General features: G+C 34.5%; 18 protein-coding genes. 8 read left to right on the forward strand and 10 right to left on the reverse strand.

The window, feature by feature from the left end:
* Positions 1 to 99 precede the first annotated feature (99 nt).
* The 3 genes from JO178_RS09010 to ruvX all read right to left on the reverse strand — a co-directional run bounded on the left by JO178_RS09010 (position 100) and on the right by ruvX (position 1722).
* On the reverse strand, positions 100 to 660 hold the full coding sequence (locus JO178_RS09010; protein WP_291934476.1) for a DUF5606 domain-containing protein: 561 nt from the start codon (positions 658 to 660) through the stop codon (positions 100 to 102).
* A gap of 76 nt (positions 661 to 736) precedes the next feature.
* Positions 737 to 1309 carry a peptide deformylase gene (gene def / locus JO178_RS09015; protein WP_291934479.1) on the reverse strand — a complete coding sequence of 191 codons (573 nt, stop codon included), beginning with the start codon at positions 1307 to 1309 and terminating at the stop codon, positions 737 to 739.
* Complete coding sequence (ruvX, locus tag JO178_RS09020) at positions 1306 to 1722, reverse strand: Holliday junction resolvase RuvX (RefSeq protein ID WP_291934482.1); 417 nt, start codon at positions 1720 to 1722, stop codon at positions 1306 to 1308. Before ruvX ends, def begins: the two co-directional genes overlap by 4 nt.
* Positions 1723 to 1837: 115 nt before the next feature.
* Here ruvX and JO178_RS09025 point away from each other — a divergent pair, with 115 nt between their 5' ends.
* Together JO178_RS09025 and JO178_RS09030 are read left to right on the forward strand one after the other, a co-directional pair.
* Positions 1838 to 2314: a histidine phosphatase family protein gene (locus JO178_RS09025; RefSeq protein WP_291934485.1), complete on the forward strand. Its 477-nt coding sequence runs from the start codon at positions 1838 to 1840 to the stop codon at positions 2312 to 2314.
* Positions 2295 to 3185: an archaemetzincin gene (locus JO178_RS09030; protein WP_291934488.1), complete on the forward strand. Its 891-nt coding sequence runs from the start codon at positions 2295 to 2297 to the stop codon at positions 3183 to 3185. The genes JO178_RS09025 and JO178_RS09030 overlap by 20 nt, the downstream gene beginning before the upstream one ends.
* A gap of 95 nt (positions 3186 to 3280) precedes the next feature.
* Here the strand turns inward: JO178_RS09030 and JO178_RS09035 are convergent, their stop codons facing one another.
* Complete coding sequence (locus JO178_RS09035; protein WP_291934491.1) at positions 3281 to 4825, reverse strand: serine hydrolase; 1545 nt, start codon at positions 4823 to 4825, stop codon at positions 3281 to 3283.
* 72 nt (positions 4826 to 4897) lie between these two features.
* Here JO178_RS09035 and JO178_RS09040 point away from each other — a divergent pair, with 72 nt between their 5' ends.
* The 4 genes from JO178_RS09040 (at position 4898) to JO178_RS09055 (ending at position 7216) form a co-directional block, all read left to right on the forward strand.
* A complete protein-coding gene (locus JO178_RS09040) occupies positions 4898 to 5347 on the forward strand; it encodes a hypothetical protein (RefSeq protein WP_291934494.1) in 450 nt (149 codons plus the stop codon).
* Positions 5347 to 5844, forward strand: a complete 498-nt coding sequence (locus JO178_RS09045) for a metallophosphoesterase family protein (protein WP_291934498.1) — start codon at positions 5347 to 5349, stop codon at positions 5842 to 5844. The genes JO178_RS09040 and JO178_RS09045 overlap by 1 nt, the downstream gene beginning before the upstream one ends.
* Positions 5845 to 5986: 142 nt before the next feature.
* Positions 5987 to 6481: a Smr/MutS family protein gene (locus tag JO178_RS09050; protein ID WP_291934502.1), complete on the forward strand. Its 495-nt coding sequence runs from the start codon at positions 5987 to 5989 to the stop codon at positions 6479 to 6481.
* An 18-nt stretch (positions 6482 to 6499) separates the two neighbouring features.
* Entirely contained in the window at positions 6500 to 7216 is a 717-nt protein-coding gene (locus JO178_RS09055) for a DUF3822 family protein (RefSeq protein ID WP_291934504.1), read from the forward strand.
* Positions 7217 to 7258: 42 nt separating this feature from the next.
* Here the strand turns inward: JO178_RS09055 and JO178_RS09060 are convergent, their stop codons facing one another.
* Positions 7259 to 8482, reverse strand: coding sequence for a porin family protein (locus JO178_RS09060; protein WP_291934506.1), 1224 nt, complete (start codon positions 8480 to 8482; stop codon positions 7259 to 7261).
* A gap of 117 nt (positions 8483 to 8599) precedes the next feature.
* On the opposite strand from JO178_RS09060, the gene JO178_RS09065 reads away from it, so the two are divergent.
* Complete coding sequence (locus JO178_RS09065) at positions 8600 to 9172, forward strand: RsmD family RNA methyltransferase (RefSeq protein ID WP_291934508.1); 573 nt, start codon at positions 8600 to 8602, stop codon at positions 9170 to 9172.
* On the opposite strand, the gene JO178_RS09070 is transcribed toward JO178_RS09065, so the two are convergent.
* Positions 9169 to 9516: a helix-turn-helix domain-containing protein gene (locus JO178_RS09070; RefSeq protein WP_291934510.1), complete on the reverse strand. Its 348-nt coding sequence runs from the start codon at positions 9514 to 9516 to the stop codon at positions 9169 to 9171. The two genes, JO178_RS09065 and JO178_RS09070, sit on opposite strands and share 4 nt — an antisense overlap.
* Before the next feature lie 102 nt (positions 9517 to 9618).
* Here JO178_RS09070 and JO178_RS09075 point away from each other — a divergent pair, with 102 nt between their 5' ends.
* Positions 9619 to 10203, forward strand: coding sequence for a nitroreductase family protein (locus JO178_RS09075; RefSeq protein WP_365866288.1), 585 nt, complete (start codon positions 9619 to 9621; stop codon positions 10201 to 10203).
* A 51-nt stretch (positions 10204 to 10254) separates the two neighbouring features.
* Here the strand turns inward: JO178_RS09075 and murI are convergent, their stop codons facing one another.
* From murI to JO178_RS09095, 4 genes are read right to left on the reverse strand one after another with little or no spacing between them, the layout of a single operon-like run.
* Positions 10255 to 11085 (reverse strand): glutamate racemase, encoded by an 831-nt coding sequence (gene murI, locus JO178_RS09080; RefSeq protein ID WP_291934515.1) that lies wholly within the window; start codon positions 11083 to 11085, stop codon positions 10255 to 10257.
* Between the two features lie 45 nt (positions 11086 to 11130).
* Positions 11131 to 12729, reverse strand: a complete 1599-nt coding sequence (locus JO178_RS09085; protein WP_291934518.1) for a DUF4139 domain-containing protein — start codon at positions 12727 to 12729, stop codon at positions 11131 to 11133.
* Positions 12730 to 12779: 50 nt separating this feature from the next.
* The gene (hemW, locus tag JO178_RS09090) at positions 12780 to 13904 is read right to left on the reverse strand and encodes a radical SAM family heme chaperone HemW (protein ID WP_291934521.1); all 1125 of its coding nucleotides are present in this window, start codon (positions 13902 to 13904) and stop codon (positions 12780 to 12782) included.
* Positions 13905 to 13954: 50 nt separating this feature from the next.
* Positions 13955 to 14905: a PorP/SprF family type IX secretion system membrane protein gene (locus tag JO178_RS09095; RefSeq protein ID WP_291934523.1), complete on the reverse strand. Its 951-nt coding sequence runs from the start codon at positions 14903 to 14905 to the stop codon at positions 13955 to 13957.
* Between the last annotated feature and the right edge of the window lie 44 nt (positions 14906 to 14949).

The following is a 14949-nucleotide window of genomic DNA, read 5'->3' on the forward strand; positions in this document are numbered from 1 at the left end:
GAATACTCAGGTTTCCGATATCAGATAGCCACAATAAACTAAAAAAAATCCTGTCAAGAAAAATCTCAACAGGACTGTATTTTCAATTCAATAAATGAATTATCCTTTTTTAGTGTGTGTACTTTTAGGAGCTGACTTTGCCGCTGAAGTAGCCTTCACTTTTGGTGCAGCAGGCTTTTCTGCTTTTGGTGCAGCCTTCTTAGGAGCTTCTTTTTCTACACTTACTTCTTCTGCAGGCTCGCCTTCTAAAGTTTCCGGTTCTGCTTTTACGAAGCTTTCAGGAGTAATGTATCCTGCTTTCTGAAGAATATTGTACCACTGAGCTAATTTTTTGATATCAGAAGAATATACTCTTTCTGTATCATAATTAGGAAGAGAAGTCAACATAAAGTCTTTCAGATCTGAATCAGAAGATTTGTGAGAAATAGTCTCCTTATAGTCGTTGTTTTTAGCAATATTTTCAAAAACTTCGAACAAAGGAACTTCTTTTTCAAAGGTAAACATCGCGATATTATCCAATAAACTTACCTGACTAGAATTACCAATGCTCACTTTTTTCTTATTGGTAACATCCTCGATAATGAATCCGTTTCTTAATTGAGAAACTAATTTGAAAAGTCCTGGTTTTCCAGAAATTGAAATTATTTTTTCTAACAGCATAATTTTATTTTTTGTAAATTTTGCAACTAGCTTTAGCTTTTTGCTTTTTATTATCTCTTTTTAATCCTTGTTTAAACTATTTTGGAAATCTCATTTTGTAACCAATGCTGACATCACCCTGAGAGATTTTTGTCAGTTTACCTTTTACCAGCTTTTTCTTCAAAGCGCTTAAATGATCGGTAAACAGAACCCCTTCAATATGGTCGTACTCATGCTGAATTACGCGGGCTCTAATATCGGAAAAAGTTTCTGTATGTTTCACAAAATTTTCGTCATAATATTCAATAACGATCGTCCCTTTTCTTTTCACATCTTCTCTCACATCCGGAATAGACAGACAACCTTCATTAAATTTCCATTCTTCTCCTGATTCTTCAAGAATTCTGGCATTGATGAAAACTTTTTTGAACTCTGCCAGTTCATCCTTAATATCTTCATAATCCTCATCTTCTGCAAGAGGGGTTACATCTATTACAAACAGACGGATATCCAAACCGATCTGAGGTGCTGCAAGACCTATTCCGTTTGCACTGTACATCGTTTCAAACATATTATCTACAAGTTCCTGCAAACCCGGATAATCTTTGTCTATATCTTTTCCTACTTTTCTCAAAACAGGATCTCCAAAAGCTCTTATCGGTAAAATCATCTTAATCTTTGTTCTAAAAAATTTTGCAATATAATTGTTGCACTTACTTTATCTATTAATCCTTTTTCCTGCCGCTTTTTTTTACTTTTCCCACTTTGAGAAATGAAAAAAGAGGCCATTTTGGAAGTAAACCTTTCATCAAAACGATGAACCGCAATATCCGAAAATTCTTTCTTAAATACTTCAATGAATTTTAAAATATCGGTTTCCACCTCTGAAATGTTTCCTTTCAAATCTATGGGGAGCCCAATCACTACTTCATCTACTTTGTTTTCACTTACATATTTTTTCAAAAAATCTATAAGAAAACGAGTATCCACCGTATCCAGACCACTGGCTATAAGCTGCATATCATCCGTTGCAGCAATACCACAACGGGCCTTTCCATAGTCTATTGCAAGGATTTGTCCCATAAGTCTGCAAATTTAGTAAAATTTAATGATTTTATTCATAACGCAGTTTTTTTATATAAATCATGTTTTATTCCGTATTTTTTTTTATAATTTTAATCTTCCAAAAAACAGATATATGAAGAAACTGATCCTCGTAAGACATGCAAAAAGCGACTGGCCGGAAGAGACAGAGGACTTTGACAGACCTTTGGCAGATAAAGGTCTGGAGGATGCCATGAACATGTCCAGGTTCCTGAAAAGCCATGATATTTCTATTGATCATTTTATTTCAAGCCCGGCAGTCCGCGCCTTGAATACATGTAAAATTTTCAATCAGACTTACCAGCTTAATTTTTCTACCAATGATAAATTGTATAATCCTTCGGAAAGGAATTTTGAATCCGTCATTTATGATCTGGATGACCAATTAAGCTCAGTTGCTTTTTTCTCCCATAACAATGGAATTTCTAATTTTGCCAATTCCATTTCTGAAGATATTTTCCATTTTCCCACTTGTGGTGTTGCAGGCTTTGAAGTTGATTGTAACTCATGGTCCGAATTTGACGGGGCTAAAAAGAAACTCCTGTTTTTTTATGAACCCGGGAAAATATAACTTGATCTCATTCCTTTTTTATCCGTTAGTATGTATTTTCTTTTTCTCATGTCAGAAAAAAGAAAAAAATTATTTTCAAACCATTGCTGCCAATGATATTCAACTCTCCACTCCCAAGCCCGGAAGCTGGAGATATCATCATGATGAAAAATTTCAGCAGTTTAAAGATTTTCAAAAATCAAAAAAAATAAAACCCGAACCGGGAAAAAAAACAATTTATCTACAGCCTATCGGAAATTTCGATGCGCTTCAAAGAAAGGAAATAGCACGTACCCAAGAATATCTGCAGATTTATTTTCAGCTGGAAACCAAGATACTGCCCGGTTTATCCATTACTGTTTTTCCTAAGTCAGCAAAAAGAATTTCTAAAGAAGGACATGAGCAAATATGGGCAGGCTATGTCCTTGATGATATTTTAATTAAAAACAAACCCAAGGATGCCGTTATTCTTATGGGAATTACAGAAAAAGATCTTTTCCCCAGACCAGACTGGAACTACGTTTTCGGATTCGCTTCTTATGATGACGGTGTAGGGGTAACCTCTATCTACAGATTTGCAAATGGCGGATTAACCGAATCTAATTTTAATGAAAGTTTTTTAAGACTTATAAAGATCAGTTCGCACGAAATCGGACATATGTTTGGGATCAGTCACTGTCTGAATGCCTACTGTGTCATGAACGGAACCAATACCCTTACAGAAACAGATTTTCATCCGGCAAGAGCATGTTCCCTATGTCAGATGAAGCTAAATTCAAGCCTATCCTATAGCCATAAGAAGCGTTTGCTTGAATTAAAAAAATTCTTTGAAAAACAACATCTCAATACGGAACTTTCCCGTACTGAACAGGATCTTACTTTATTTCAGTAATGATTTTTTACTAAAACTTATCTCAAGGAATGGTTATCATATGCCATATATAAAAAGAACGGGCTAAGACCCGTTCCTTTTTAAATTGAGTATCACTACTTTTTCTTCAGATCCAGATCATCAAAATCAAAACTGAAATCGGTCACATCAGAAATAGGTTTCAGTTTTGCCGACACGGCTTTTCCGTTCTCATCATAACTGAAAATAATATAAGCATCCGCATCGTAGCTTCTGTCGTCCCATTTGATAATAAAAGAGCTGTTAGAATACGGAAGTAATTCTCCCTTTAATCTTGGGGAGTTTTTACATGAAATCCGGAATGTGTTTTCCTGCTGTGTAATTTCGACATCGCCAAACCAGATATCATTGTAGGTTCCTGTAAACTGTTCTGCTTTCGGCTGAAGTGCTTTTTCTTTTTTAAACATTTCAGATTTTGCAAAAGCATCTTTCTTTTGTTTACTGTATTCGGTTTCCATTTTAGACACTCTTTCCCCATATGTTTTCAGCCAGTTTCTGTCTTCTACACCCAGGTAAGAATCTTTTACGGTATTGGTAACGGTATTGAAAGCAGCTCCGGATTGTTGGTTCGTTAACACGACAATTCCCAACTTCAGATCCGGAATCAATGTAAATTGTGTAACCGTTCCAATCAGACCTCCTGTGTGCTGTACCTGCTTATGTCCTTTCACATCACTCAGGAACCAGCCTAAACCATATCCGTAAAAACTCGTATCATAAGGATTTTTTGCCGCTACTCTATCAGGAATCTGAATGCTCCAAAGTTGTTGTGCATTTTTATCCGAAACCAATTTTTTCCCGTCTTTAGTCGTGAAATTATTGAGCAGACATTCTGCCCAGGCTGTCATATCTTTAATATTACTCATGATTCCGCCGGCAGCATTCGCTGTTTCATTCCAGTCATGCGGAACAGCAATTGCCTTTCCGTCTACCGGGGCATGAGCATCAATTTTATTAGCTGCCGCCTTTGCTCTGTTATAACTTCCGAAGCTAGAGGTCATCCCTACAGGTTTCATAATTCTCTGTTCAACAAATTCTGCCCAGCTTAATCCCGAAATTCTGTGGATGATTTCCCCGGCAACAATAAACATAATATTATTATAATCTAATTTTGTTCTGAAAGGATTTTCTGGTTTCAGGTATCGTACATTGTGAACAATATCATTTACCGTTAAGTTTCCTCCTTCAGGAAAAAACATAAGATCTCCCTGCCCAAGTCCTAATCCTGCCCTGTGGGTAATCAGGTCTTTTATCGTAACATTTTGAGAGACATACGGATCATACATCTGAAACTCAGGAATATATTTTGAAACCTTATCGTCCCAGTTTAGTTTTCCTTCATCTGCCAAAATTGCCAATGCCACACAGGTAAATCCTTTAGAATTGGAGGCAATTCCCACTAATGTCTGATCATCCATCGGCTGCTTTGTTGTAAGAGAACGGACTCCGAAACCTTTGGAATAGGTAACTTTTCCATCTTTAACAATTCCTACAGACATGCCGGGAACATCAAAGGTTTTCAGGGTATTCCGGATCAGTTCATCCATTTTTTTTTCTTCTACCTGGGCATTAGCCAGTCCTACACTTAAAAGAAAAACAAAAAAAGAAAGTTTCTTCTTCATTACTTTTTAATTTTCCCAAATTTAGTAAATAACATCAAAGCTTCTTTATATTTGCAATTTAAAAGCATTAAAATGGTAGTAAAAAGATTATTGGCTTTCTTATTATTAATGATAAGCTGTAACTTATATTTTTCTCAGGAGGTAACCATTAAAGACAATAAGGTGTTACTGGACGGAAAGCAGATTCTTAAAGCAGAAAAAATCAGTCTTGCCCAATATTCTTTTTTCTCTATGAAAGATGATGATGAAATTTTACTTTATAAATACATGGATAATGAAACGCCAAGTAATGTACGTGATGATTTTTTTATTCTTAATTTTTTAACGGCAAAAGTAAAAGTTGAATCTACAGACCTTGGAAAGGTATCCAACTTTATGAATTCCAGAAAAGGAATGGAAAAAATCGTGAAATGGCTATTACAGGAAAGAGTGCTCAATGAGAAAGGAGAAATCAATCCTGAACGTGTAGCTGTGTTCAAAGAAAAATATGACGAGAATATTACACAAAGAACCCTTAGATAATGACAAAAGTACTTCTTCTTTCCGATTCCCATTCTTATATTGACGACCGGATCCTGGAATATGCCGCTCAGGCTGATGAAGTATGGCATTGCGGAGATTTCGGAAGTATGAATGTCATTGAACAGCTTGAGAAGCTAAAGCCTTTGAAAGGGGTTTACGGCAATATAGATGATGCAAAGATCCGTGCTGAATTTCCGGAAGTCAACAGATTTTTCTGTGAAAATCTTGAAGTTTTAATGATTCATATCGGAGGTTATCCCGGGAAATATACCCCATTAACAAAAGCCGAGATCGCTCACAAGACTCCGAAATTATTCATTTCAGGCCACTCCCATATTTTGAAAGCCATGTATGATGAAAAAAACAGGCTTTTACATCTCAATCCGGGAGCCTGCGGAAAACAGGGATGGCATAAAGTAAGAACCATGATGCGGTTTGTAGTGGACGGTGAGGAAATAAAGGATCTGGAAGTTATAGAACTGGGACCAAGAGTTTAAAAATGGCAGCATTTTAGAATATGAATGTATAAAGTACACGAGAGAGGTAAGATGCATCATGTAATAATTGCTGTACAAAATACATGATACCTTTTATCTTGTACATTATGCAATACAGGGTAAAAGAATAAGGTAAAGAATTATGAAAATCGGAGATACAGTTTCTGTAGTAGATGAGGATTTAAGCGGAGTTGTGACTTCCGTGAAGGGGAATATTGTGGTTTTTAAAGATGAATACGGGTTTACTCATCAATATCCGAAAGAAAAACTAGTCCCTAAAAATGCAGATCTGTATGAAAATATAAGAGTAGTCAGAAAAGCCGAGCCTAAAAAAATAATTTCTAAAAAACATCAGAAAAATCATTTGGTTTTAGACCTTCATTTTCATAATTTAGTCAGAAATCCTAATGATTATGATAGCTTTGAAAGGTTGTTTATTCAGAAGGAGAAATTAATAGAAGTCCTGGAATTCTGCAGAAAAAATAATTTAAAAAGGCTCGAAATCGTTCATGGAATTGGTGACGGAACCTTACAAAGAATGGTGCGGGATGTCTTGGAAAGCCAGGTCAATATTGATTTTTATAATAAGGAAATACTTCATCACCAATCAGGTGCGGTAATGGTAGAATTTCACTAAATTTGCAGGAATTGAATTATGAACGTACTTAATTTACTTTTTACCAAAGACGGATTAATCTATCAGATTGTTAAAAACAAGAGCATTCTGGAGGAAAAATCTTATTTCGTCACAGAAGAAACTCCGGCGAATCTTATTGAAGAAAAACTTGATGAAGTTCTTATCAAACAGCGTTTTGATGAGATTCAGGTCATTTCTGCCTTAAATCATTTCACACTGATGCCGGAAGGGTTTTCAGAACATGAAGCGGGATTTGATCTTATTTCTTTCAATGCTCCTGTTGCCCGGGAAAAAGAAGAACTGATGCTTTCTATTAACAAGAAATTCAATATCCAGTTTTATTATACTTTCCCTAAATATTACTACAAAAAAATAAAAGAACTCGCAGTTCCTGTTCATTTTAATTTTTCCGGGGAAAAGTTTTTGAGTGCTCTCAATAATAAAAACACTAAAGAAATTCATATCAATCTTTATCATAACCAGTGTGAGTTTTTTGCTATCGATCAGAAAAAAATCATTCTGTATAATAACCTGGATGTCAATTCCGAGGTGGACTTCCTTTATTTCATCATGTTTACTTTAAGTAAAATAGGATTCGGAATCAATGAAACCAGTTTTTTTGCTTATGGAGAGACTACAGAAAATGAAACGTTTATTTCCGAACTTCAGAAGTTTGTACGAAACCTGAAGATTGTTTATGACAACGTTCCCAATAAAAATTTTATATTAAATTAAAAAAGGTACTGTGATTACAGTACCTTTTTTGTTTAGAATTATTTAGAACAATGTATATCCCAGAATAATGGAAAAATTTTTATAAGCGGTTTCGTTCTGACCCGGCTTCACAAAATCTCTTTTCGTATGCATATTGAATTCAATGCTGTATCTGTCATTGTATTTATATCCGATTCCCAGTCCCAGATTGACACTGGATTCGATTTTAAACTTTTCCTCAGCATAATAATGCATATTGTATACAATCTCCGAATCTCCCATAGGAATATCAAATATAGCAGAAGCATTAAAAAACAGTTTGGATTTGTCGTTTAAAAAAGCATAATATCTCAGTCCTACAGGAACTTCAACTGAGGAATATTTTACAGAAGCCTTATTAGAAACTTTCTCGCCTAAAATAGTTGTGGTGAATACTTCCTGATCAGCCTTAAAATACTGATAAGTAGGTTCTGCGATTATTGCCCATTTATTATTGTTGAAAGGCAGTACAAATTCAGCTTCCACTCCGATTCTGAAATTGGTTTTGCTTCCGTAATCAGCATTAAAAACATTGTGAGGTGAATTGTTTTTGATCTCCAGCGATGAAAAATTAACTCCGGGTCTTATAGATAAATGAAATAGTTTTTTATTGCTTTTTTCATCAAAACTTTTATATTCTTCGTTGCCGCATGTATTAAACTTAATGAAGAGCGCTTTCAGATCATTTTCTCTGTACTCTACAGCAGAACCGGCAGTCGTATTTCCGCAATCCGATACGTCTTCTAATTGCTTAAGATACGTATTATTTTTTCCTATATGTGAACCAGAGACCATATATCTCTTGAAAACCAAAGGTTCTGTTTTATCTTCTTTCTGATAAAAAAAACGTTCTACATTCTGATTTGCATATCTATACAGTGTATATTTTCCTTCTACTACGGTTTTAAGGAATACTGTCTGCTTTACAAAAAGAGGTTTTGCGTCATCATTCAGAGCATTGATATCATCACTGGAAGTATCTACATCTACTTCTGCCTTTATGTATTTAGCTTTTCCTTCGATTTCAAATCCTTTTATGGTTTCAATGCCATATGATTTTGCAGGCGTATTGGTATCTTGTTGAAATTCAATCTGAGAAGGAGATCTGCTCCAGTCCATATTTTTAATAAGACCTTCTACTTTATTTCCGGCATTATTAATAATATACCCTTTTTCGAATTTGTTTTGAGCTGATAATTTAGCACCTAACATAACACTTAGTAATAGTGTTAAGAACTGTTTATTCATGATTATTCATTTTCTGGGCGCAAAAATAGATATTCTTTCGGAATAAAAAATAATTGGACTCTGATTTCTTTTTATTAGTTAACATTTAGTAATTTCGCTGTCTATAATAATTTCAGTATGTACAGAATCATTTCCGGAAAATGGAAAGCCAAAAAAATTGCCGCTCCTAAAAACTTCGATGTAAGACCCACAACAGATTTTGCTAAAGAAGCTTTATTCAGTATTTTGGAAAACAAATATGATATGCAGTCGATTTCTGTTCTTGACTTGTTTGCGGGAATAGGCTCCATCACTTTAGAATTTGCTTCCAGAGGATGTCAGGATGTGACCTCCGTAGAAATGAACCCAAAGCATACCGCTTTTATTAATTCTACCGCTTCAGATCTTGATATGGCACTTCAGATCAATGTACAAAGAGGAGATGTCTTTGACTGGCTTAAGAAATTCAGAAACAAAAAATCTTTCGAAATTGTTTTTTCTGATGCTCCTTTTGAAATGGAAGAGAAAAAATATTATGAATTAATTTCTTTGGTACTAAACAATAAATATTTAAAAGAAAACGGTGTTCTTATTGTAGAACATCAAAGCCGTATGAAGCTTGAACACCCCAATCTGACAGATACCCGAAAATACGGAAATGTAAGTTTCAGCTTTTTCGAACCTAATAAAGAAAATAATCAGGAAATTTAATTCCTGATTATTTTTTTACACTGGTCCGGAGCTGCTTTTCCCCATCTGGTAATTTCATTCAAAACCGGTAACAGGGTTTTTCCGAATTCCGTCAGCGTATATTCTACCATAAGCGGCGGTTTCTCTGTAAATACCTTTCTGTCGATAATACCGTCATCCTCCATCTGCTTAAGCTGGAGGCTCAGTGTTCTTTCTGTAATCGTAGGAATTTCTTTTCTTATCTCATTATATCTTTTCGCACCATCAATTAAGTGGTATAAAATCACAGCTTTCCATTTTCCACCTATAAACCGCATGGTTACACTGGTACAGCAAGGGTAAGATTTGTTATCTATTGTATACATTTTTATACTATCATTTTTAACCGTTATTGCAAAGTTAATAAACTTAAATTAATTTTGTAACTATAAAAATGATAGTATAAAATTATGACTTTTTTAGAACAAATGAAAAAAAGGTATACTGTAAAAAAGTATAACCCACAGGGAAATATCAGTGAAGAGAAGATCGCTGAATTAAAAGAAATTCTGAATCTCAGTCCTTCATCCATTAATAGCCAGCCATGGAATTTCACTTTCGTTAATAATCATTCTAAAGTAAGGAATCAATTGGCAGAAGCCTCTTACTGGAACAAAGATAAGATTCTGGAAAGCAGCCATCTGATCGTTTTTCAGGTCCTTAAAAATTCTGATGATTTTGAAAAACAGATTGATGGAGTTCTCCCTGAAGGATCAGTCAATTATTATAAAAACTTTGTAAAACCTAAAGGAGAAGAAGGAATAAAATATTGGATGAAACATCAGGTATATTTATCATTGGGAGTATTGCTTTCGGCGTGTGCAGCCATGGGAATAGACTCTACACCAATGGAAGGTATTGAACCGGGTCAGTATGATGATATTCTGAAAAATGAGAAATACGAAACCTTGTTTGCTGTGGCTCTTGGACAGAAAGATGAAGCAGATGCCAATCAGCCCGAACTTAATCCGAAGATCAGACTGAAAGCTGAAAATGTAATTATAGAAGCATAGACTTTTCTTTACACTATAAAAAAAGCAGCCTGATCATCCAGACTGCTTTTTTTATAATACTTTTAATTCCAGATCAATACTTTTACCAAAGAACTTCTTGGAGATCTTTTCAAAGTTTTTGGTCAGATCAGATAAATAGAAGTGATAATTCGGTTTAGGATTATTTTCATTCAGAAGATGATACTTATCCAGGATAATTTTCAGATGATTGGCTACAATATTCGGGGAGTCAATTACGCGAACCCTGTTTCCGTAATACTGTTTAATCTCATCAATTAACAGCGGATAATGGGTACATCCCAGAATCAGTGTTTCAATATTCTTCAGTTTATTATTGCTGAGATAATTGTAAATAATAGCGTGGGTAATCGGATGATTCTTAAATCCTTCTTCAATAGCTGGAACCAGTAACGGTGTGGCCAGTTCATCTACCTTAATCCATTTGTTATGCTTGCGGATGCTCTTTTTATAGAGTCCTGAATTCACCGTTGCTTTAGTAGCAATGACTCCTACATTATTATGAATTTCGTAAGACACTTTTTCAGCAACGGGATTAATGACATCTATCACCGGTACTTTTCCCGCAACAGATTGCATAACCTCATTTAAAGCATTGGCTGTAGCCGTATTACAGGCTATTACAATAGCTTTACAATTTTGCTGAAGTAAAAAATTAGTAATCTTTGTCGAATATTCAATAATCGCTTCCTTAGACTTCTCTCCGTAAGGAAGATGTTTAGTATCTCCAAAGTAAATCAGATCTTCATTGGGAAGAAGTCTTTTGATTTCTTTAGCTACGGTAAGTCCTCCTACACCACTGTCAAAAATACCAATAGGCTGACCAGGTGAAAGGTGCGAATAGTCTTTCTTTTTTGTTTTCAAATTGTAAACTGAAATTTTATACAAAAATAGTGAATAATCGGATACTTAATTAAGATTACTGATCGAAAAATCTTTCGGGTATCTCACTTTATAGCTTACTCTGATTTTTTTCGTTTCAGAAGGAGATATTTTAACGTTCCATGTTAAGAATCCTTTCTCTTTATCAAGCTCTGCATTATCACTTTGCAGAAGCTCAACCTTTACAGATTCATCTTTACTTAGAGGAATTTGATCTTTTATATCAATAGTAATTGCTTCTTTTTTATTGTTTCGAACAATAAGATCATAAGTATATGTTTTTTCCTGATAGGAAGAAAAGAGTTTCTCACTTGCCTTGTCGTTAATTATCTCCTTTCGAACACTTATTCTTTTATCATCGCCAAGAGTAATATTTAATGCATCATCTGTCTGGTTAGGATTTATTTTTGTTTCTCCTATGTACATATTTTCAAAAATCACATTCGCTGGGCCTGAAATAAGATTGTATTTACTGAAATCTTTAACATTTGCTATTAAATAGGCATTAGCTCCCTCTTTGGGCACTGTATAATATTTATATTCTGCAGGAACTTTAATCTGCTTTAAATTAATAAAATGATCTTCATTATTAGATAAGATATCATAAGGAATATCAACATCAAAACTAACATTTAATTGGTTTTCATTAATCTTAAATCCGCTATATCCCACCACAACAACTTCTTCAATCTTCATATTGCTCGAAGCAGTATCTCTTTTCCCTTTTGAATAAGAAACAACCGGCCTTTCTTCTTTTTTGTAAGAATCTAAGAACCAAGGATGCATTGTTGGCGCATTATTATTTCTCGAAGATCTTCCGTTAATTAGAGAAAGTTTTACATCTTTCCAATCAAGCCCTGTATCTTGTTTCACTTTTGCTTTAAAAGTTATATCTAGTGGCTCAGTCAGCTTAGTTCCTTTCACTTCGTAGAATGGCTCCCAAAAAACATTTTCTGCTAAATATCCAATATCTATTTTTGCATTTCCAGATGCACTGCTTGCAAGTTTCAGAACAATAACACCATCAGAAGAATTTTCCTCAGAATTTAGTGATGATTTTAAACGATTTTTTAAATTTTCAAGTTTTAATGTCGCTTCATTATATTTTTTGTTGATATCGAGTTGAGCAATACTTATTTCATTTCTCTTGGTTTTGTAATATTCAGTCAATTGCATGAGTTGAGCAACACTGGATGTATTACTTCCCACTAACAGTGCTTGGTTTTTATCCAAAAGCTCCAGTGTCTTTTCATTCGTTTGCCTCTCGATTCCAATTTTCATGGTAAGATTCTCTAAAATGGAAATACTGTCCTTTATCCTTTTCCCAGTAGGATTATTTCTTTCGAAATAATTTGATTGGTAACTATCCCTATATTGAGCAGAAAGAATAGAAATATTTTTATTGTTAGTATTGATCTGTATAGATTTCTCAACAATTTCATCTGAAATATTGGTAATAACAACTTCCGAATTCCCAGCAGGTAAAGAAACATTCACAGTATTCTGCAACTCAGCAGAACTTTTGTATACATTTACTGCATTGACTTTCGCTTTTGTAAAAATTGGTTTTTGAGAAAAATATAGAGTGCTGGAAAAAAGAAAGAATAACAATAAATTTCTTTTCATAGTTTATAGTTTTTATTTAAAGTTCAACTTCAAATATACACTAATAAATTTTACACCAAAAACAAATCCGAAGCAATTCCATCCGCCATAAACCAATGCTTTTCAGGAATTTTTAAATGATCATTTTCAACAATTAAAATACCTTCCTCTATTTTCTGTTTTAGTTCTGTTTGGAAATGTTCTAATATCTTATCTGAGAATTTGTTTTTTAAATTGGCAAGATCCACTCCCCAAATGGTTCGCAACCCAATCATAATCATTTCATTAAACTGATCTTCCTGAGAAAGAATTTCTTCTTCTTTTGCTAAGACCTTATCATGAAGTTTTTTGATATACTGTTGGTTATTGGCAACATTCCAGCTTCTGACATCAAGCCCGTTGTATGAATGCGCTGAAGGACCTATCCCCAGATATTCCTGATATTTCCAGTATGAAGAATTGTGTCTGGAATAAAAACCGGGTTTGGCAAAGTTGGAAACTTCATAATGTTCAAAACCATTATCCTTTAAAAATTCTGACAGGTAATAAAATTCTCTGTTTTGTTCTTCTTCTTTCGGGCTTTTTACTTTTCCTTTTGAAATCCAGTTTTCCAAAGCTGTCTTTGGCTCAACAGTCAAAGCATATGAGGAGATATGAGGGACTTCGAGAGCTATGGTTTTATGTAAATTTTCCTTCCATATTTCAAGATTGGAAGTCGGGGAACCATAGATCAGGTCGATGCTTAAATTTTCAAATCCAAAATCCTGTGCACGCTTAATAGATCCTTCGGCTTCAGAAGCAGTATGGGCACGGTTCATCAGTTTCAGATCCTCTTCAAAGAAACTTTGTGTTCCGATAGACAAGCGGTTAACAGGAGTTCCTGCTAGCTGTTTTAAAAACTGTTGATTCAGATCATCCGGATTGGCTTCCAAAGTAATTTCAATATCATTCTCAAAGCTGAAATATTTTAACGTTTCATCAATTAAAGAATGGATTTCATCTGCGGAAAGAATGGAAGGAGTACCTCCGCCAAAATATAAAGACTGTAATGTTTTGTTTTGCAGCTCCCCTTTCCGAAGCATAAGCTCAGTTTTCATGGCATGAAGCATTTCATCCTTAGAATTCAGGGATGTTGAAAAATGAAAATTACAATAACTGCACTTTTGTTTACAGAAGGGAATGTGAATATATATCATAAAAAAGCTCTGAAAAAATTCAGAGCTCAAATTTATTTAAATTAAATTGATTAATATCTAAATCCTCTAACATTAATAAAGTTATCGAAGTTATAACCAAGACCAAGCATGAAGCTGTTTCCTCCATACGTCTGGATATCGGATATTCCAAGGTTATAAGTAGCTCCAATCATAAATTTATTGAATCTCACTTTAACAATTGGAGAAATACTCAGATTCTGATTATTAAATCTGTTCTGAACAGTTCTGTAGCTTACCCCAAAAGAGAAAGCGTTAATTTCGTTAGAAAAAGTTGCCATTAAATTCCAGTCGATCATTCTTGTTGAATTGGTATTCAGGTTGATCAATGCTGATGGCGCTAAAGTAATGTTATCTGCAATATTCCAGTTATATCCTAGGTTTAAAAAGAATTTGATAGGGGAAGGTTCATAGTTGTTTACGATAGACGCATCATTACTCAATGCAATATCATTTACGGAAATACCTCCGAATAGTCCTCTATAGGTAGCCGCTAAACCAAAATTGGCATATACCATAAAGATGTTACTTTCTTCTCCTCTTAATAAAGGGTCACCGCCTTCTTCCGTATTAATTTTTGAATAATCAAAATTCATATTATAGAAGTTAACACTTGTACCAAAAGAGAACTGATCTTTTCTATCGCCCTCGCTGCTTAGCGGAATAAAATACGAAGCACCCGCTGTAATTCCCCCCGCAGAAATAGGACCATTGCTATCTCTGAATACAGAAAGACCGGCACCCACTCTATCAAAAATATTCGCATGAATCCCCACTGATTGTACATTCGGAGAATTGCTGAATTTTGAAAATTGTTGTTGATAGTTGGCATTAAGCTGTACGTAGTCTGTTTTTCCGTATTGAGCTGGGTTGAACAGGAACTCACCATCCATAAGATATTGCTGATAGTATGGTAGTGATTCTTGTGCTTTGTATGCATTTGACAAAAGAGCTAAACATACGATAGCATATAGTTTTCTCATAACAAATCTTGATTTCAATTCAACAAATATAAAAAAAATCTCAA

The sequence above is a fragment of the Chryseobacterium sp. genome (genome assembly GCF_019236175.1).
Taxonomy (GTDB): Bacteria; Bacteroidota; Bacteroidia; order Flavobacteriales; family Weeksellaceae; genus Chryseobacterium.

Bases quoted from the DNA above. Each gene is read 5' to 3' on its own strand.
- JO178_RS09095 (WP_291934523.1), bottom strand. From the start codon at position 14,905: ATGAGAAAACTATATGCTATCGTATGTTTAGCTCTTTTGTCAAATGCA.
- ruvX (WP_291934482.1), bottom strand. From the start codon at position 1,722: ATGGGACAAATCCTTGCAATAGACTATGGAAAGGCCCGTTGTGGTATT.
- hemW (WP_291934521.1), bottom strand. From the start codon at position 13,904: ATGATATATATTCACATTCCCTTCTGTAAACAAAAGTGCAGTTATTGT.
- JO178_RS09060 (WP_291934506.1), bottom strand. From the start codon at position 8,482: ATGAATAAACAGTTCTTAACACTATTACTAAGTGTTATGTTAGGTGCT.
- def (WP_291934479.1), bottom strand. From the start codon at position 1,309: ATGATTTTACCGATAAGAGCTTTTGGAGATCCTGTTTTGAGAAAAGTA.
- JO178_RS09040 (WP_291934494.1), top strand. From the start codon at position 4,898: ATGGTAGTAAAAAGATTATTGGCTTTCTTATTATTAATGATAAGCTGT.
- JO178_RS09045 (WP_291934498.1), top strand. From the start codon at position 5,347: ATGACAAAAGTACTTCTTCTTTCCGATTCCCATTCTTATATTGACGAC.
- JO178_RS09050 (WP_291934502.1), top strand. From the start codon at position 5,987: ATGAAAATCGGAGATACAGTTTCTGTAGTAGATGAGGATTTAAGCGGA.
- JO178_RS09065 (WP_291934508.1), top strand. From the start codon at position 8,600: ATGTACAGAATCATTTCCGGAAAATGGAAAGCCAAAAAAATTGCCGCT.
- JO178_RS09055 (WP_291934504.1), top strand. From the start codon at position 6,500: ATGAACGTACTTAATTTACTTTTTACCAAAGACGGATTAATCTATCAG.
- JO178_RS09025 (WP_291934485.1), top strand. From the start codon at position 1,838: ATGAAGAAACTGATCCTCGTAAGACATGCAAAAAGCGACTGGCCGGAA.
- JO178_RS09030 (WP_291934488.1), top strand. From the start codon at position 2,295: ATGAACCCGGGAAAATATAACTTGATCTCATTCCTTTTTTATCCGTTA.
- JO178_RS09035 (WP_291934491.1), bottom strand. From the start codon at position 4,825: ATGAAGAAGAAACTTTCTTTTTTTGTTTTTCTTTTAAGTGTAGGACTG.
- JO178_RS09075 (WP_365866288.1), top strand. From the start codon at position 9,619: ATGAAAAAAAGGTATACTGTAAAAAAGTATAACCCACAGGGAAATATC.
- JO178_RS09085 (WP_291934518.1), bottom strand. From the start codon at position 12,729: ATGAAAAGAAATTTATTGTTATTCTTTCTTTTTTCCAGCACTCTATAT.
- JO178_RS09010 (WP_291934476.1), bottom strand. From the start codon at position 660: ATGCTGTTAGAAAAAATAATTTCAATTTCTGGAAAACCAGGACTTTTC.
- JO178_RS09070 (WP_291934510.1), bottom strand. From the start codon at position 9,516: ATGTATACAATAGATAACAAATCTTACCCTTGCTGTACCAGTGTAACC.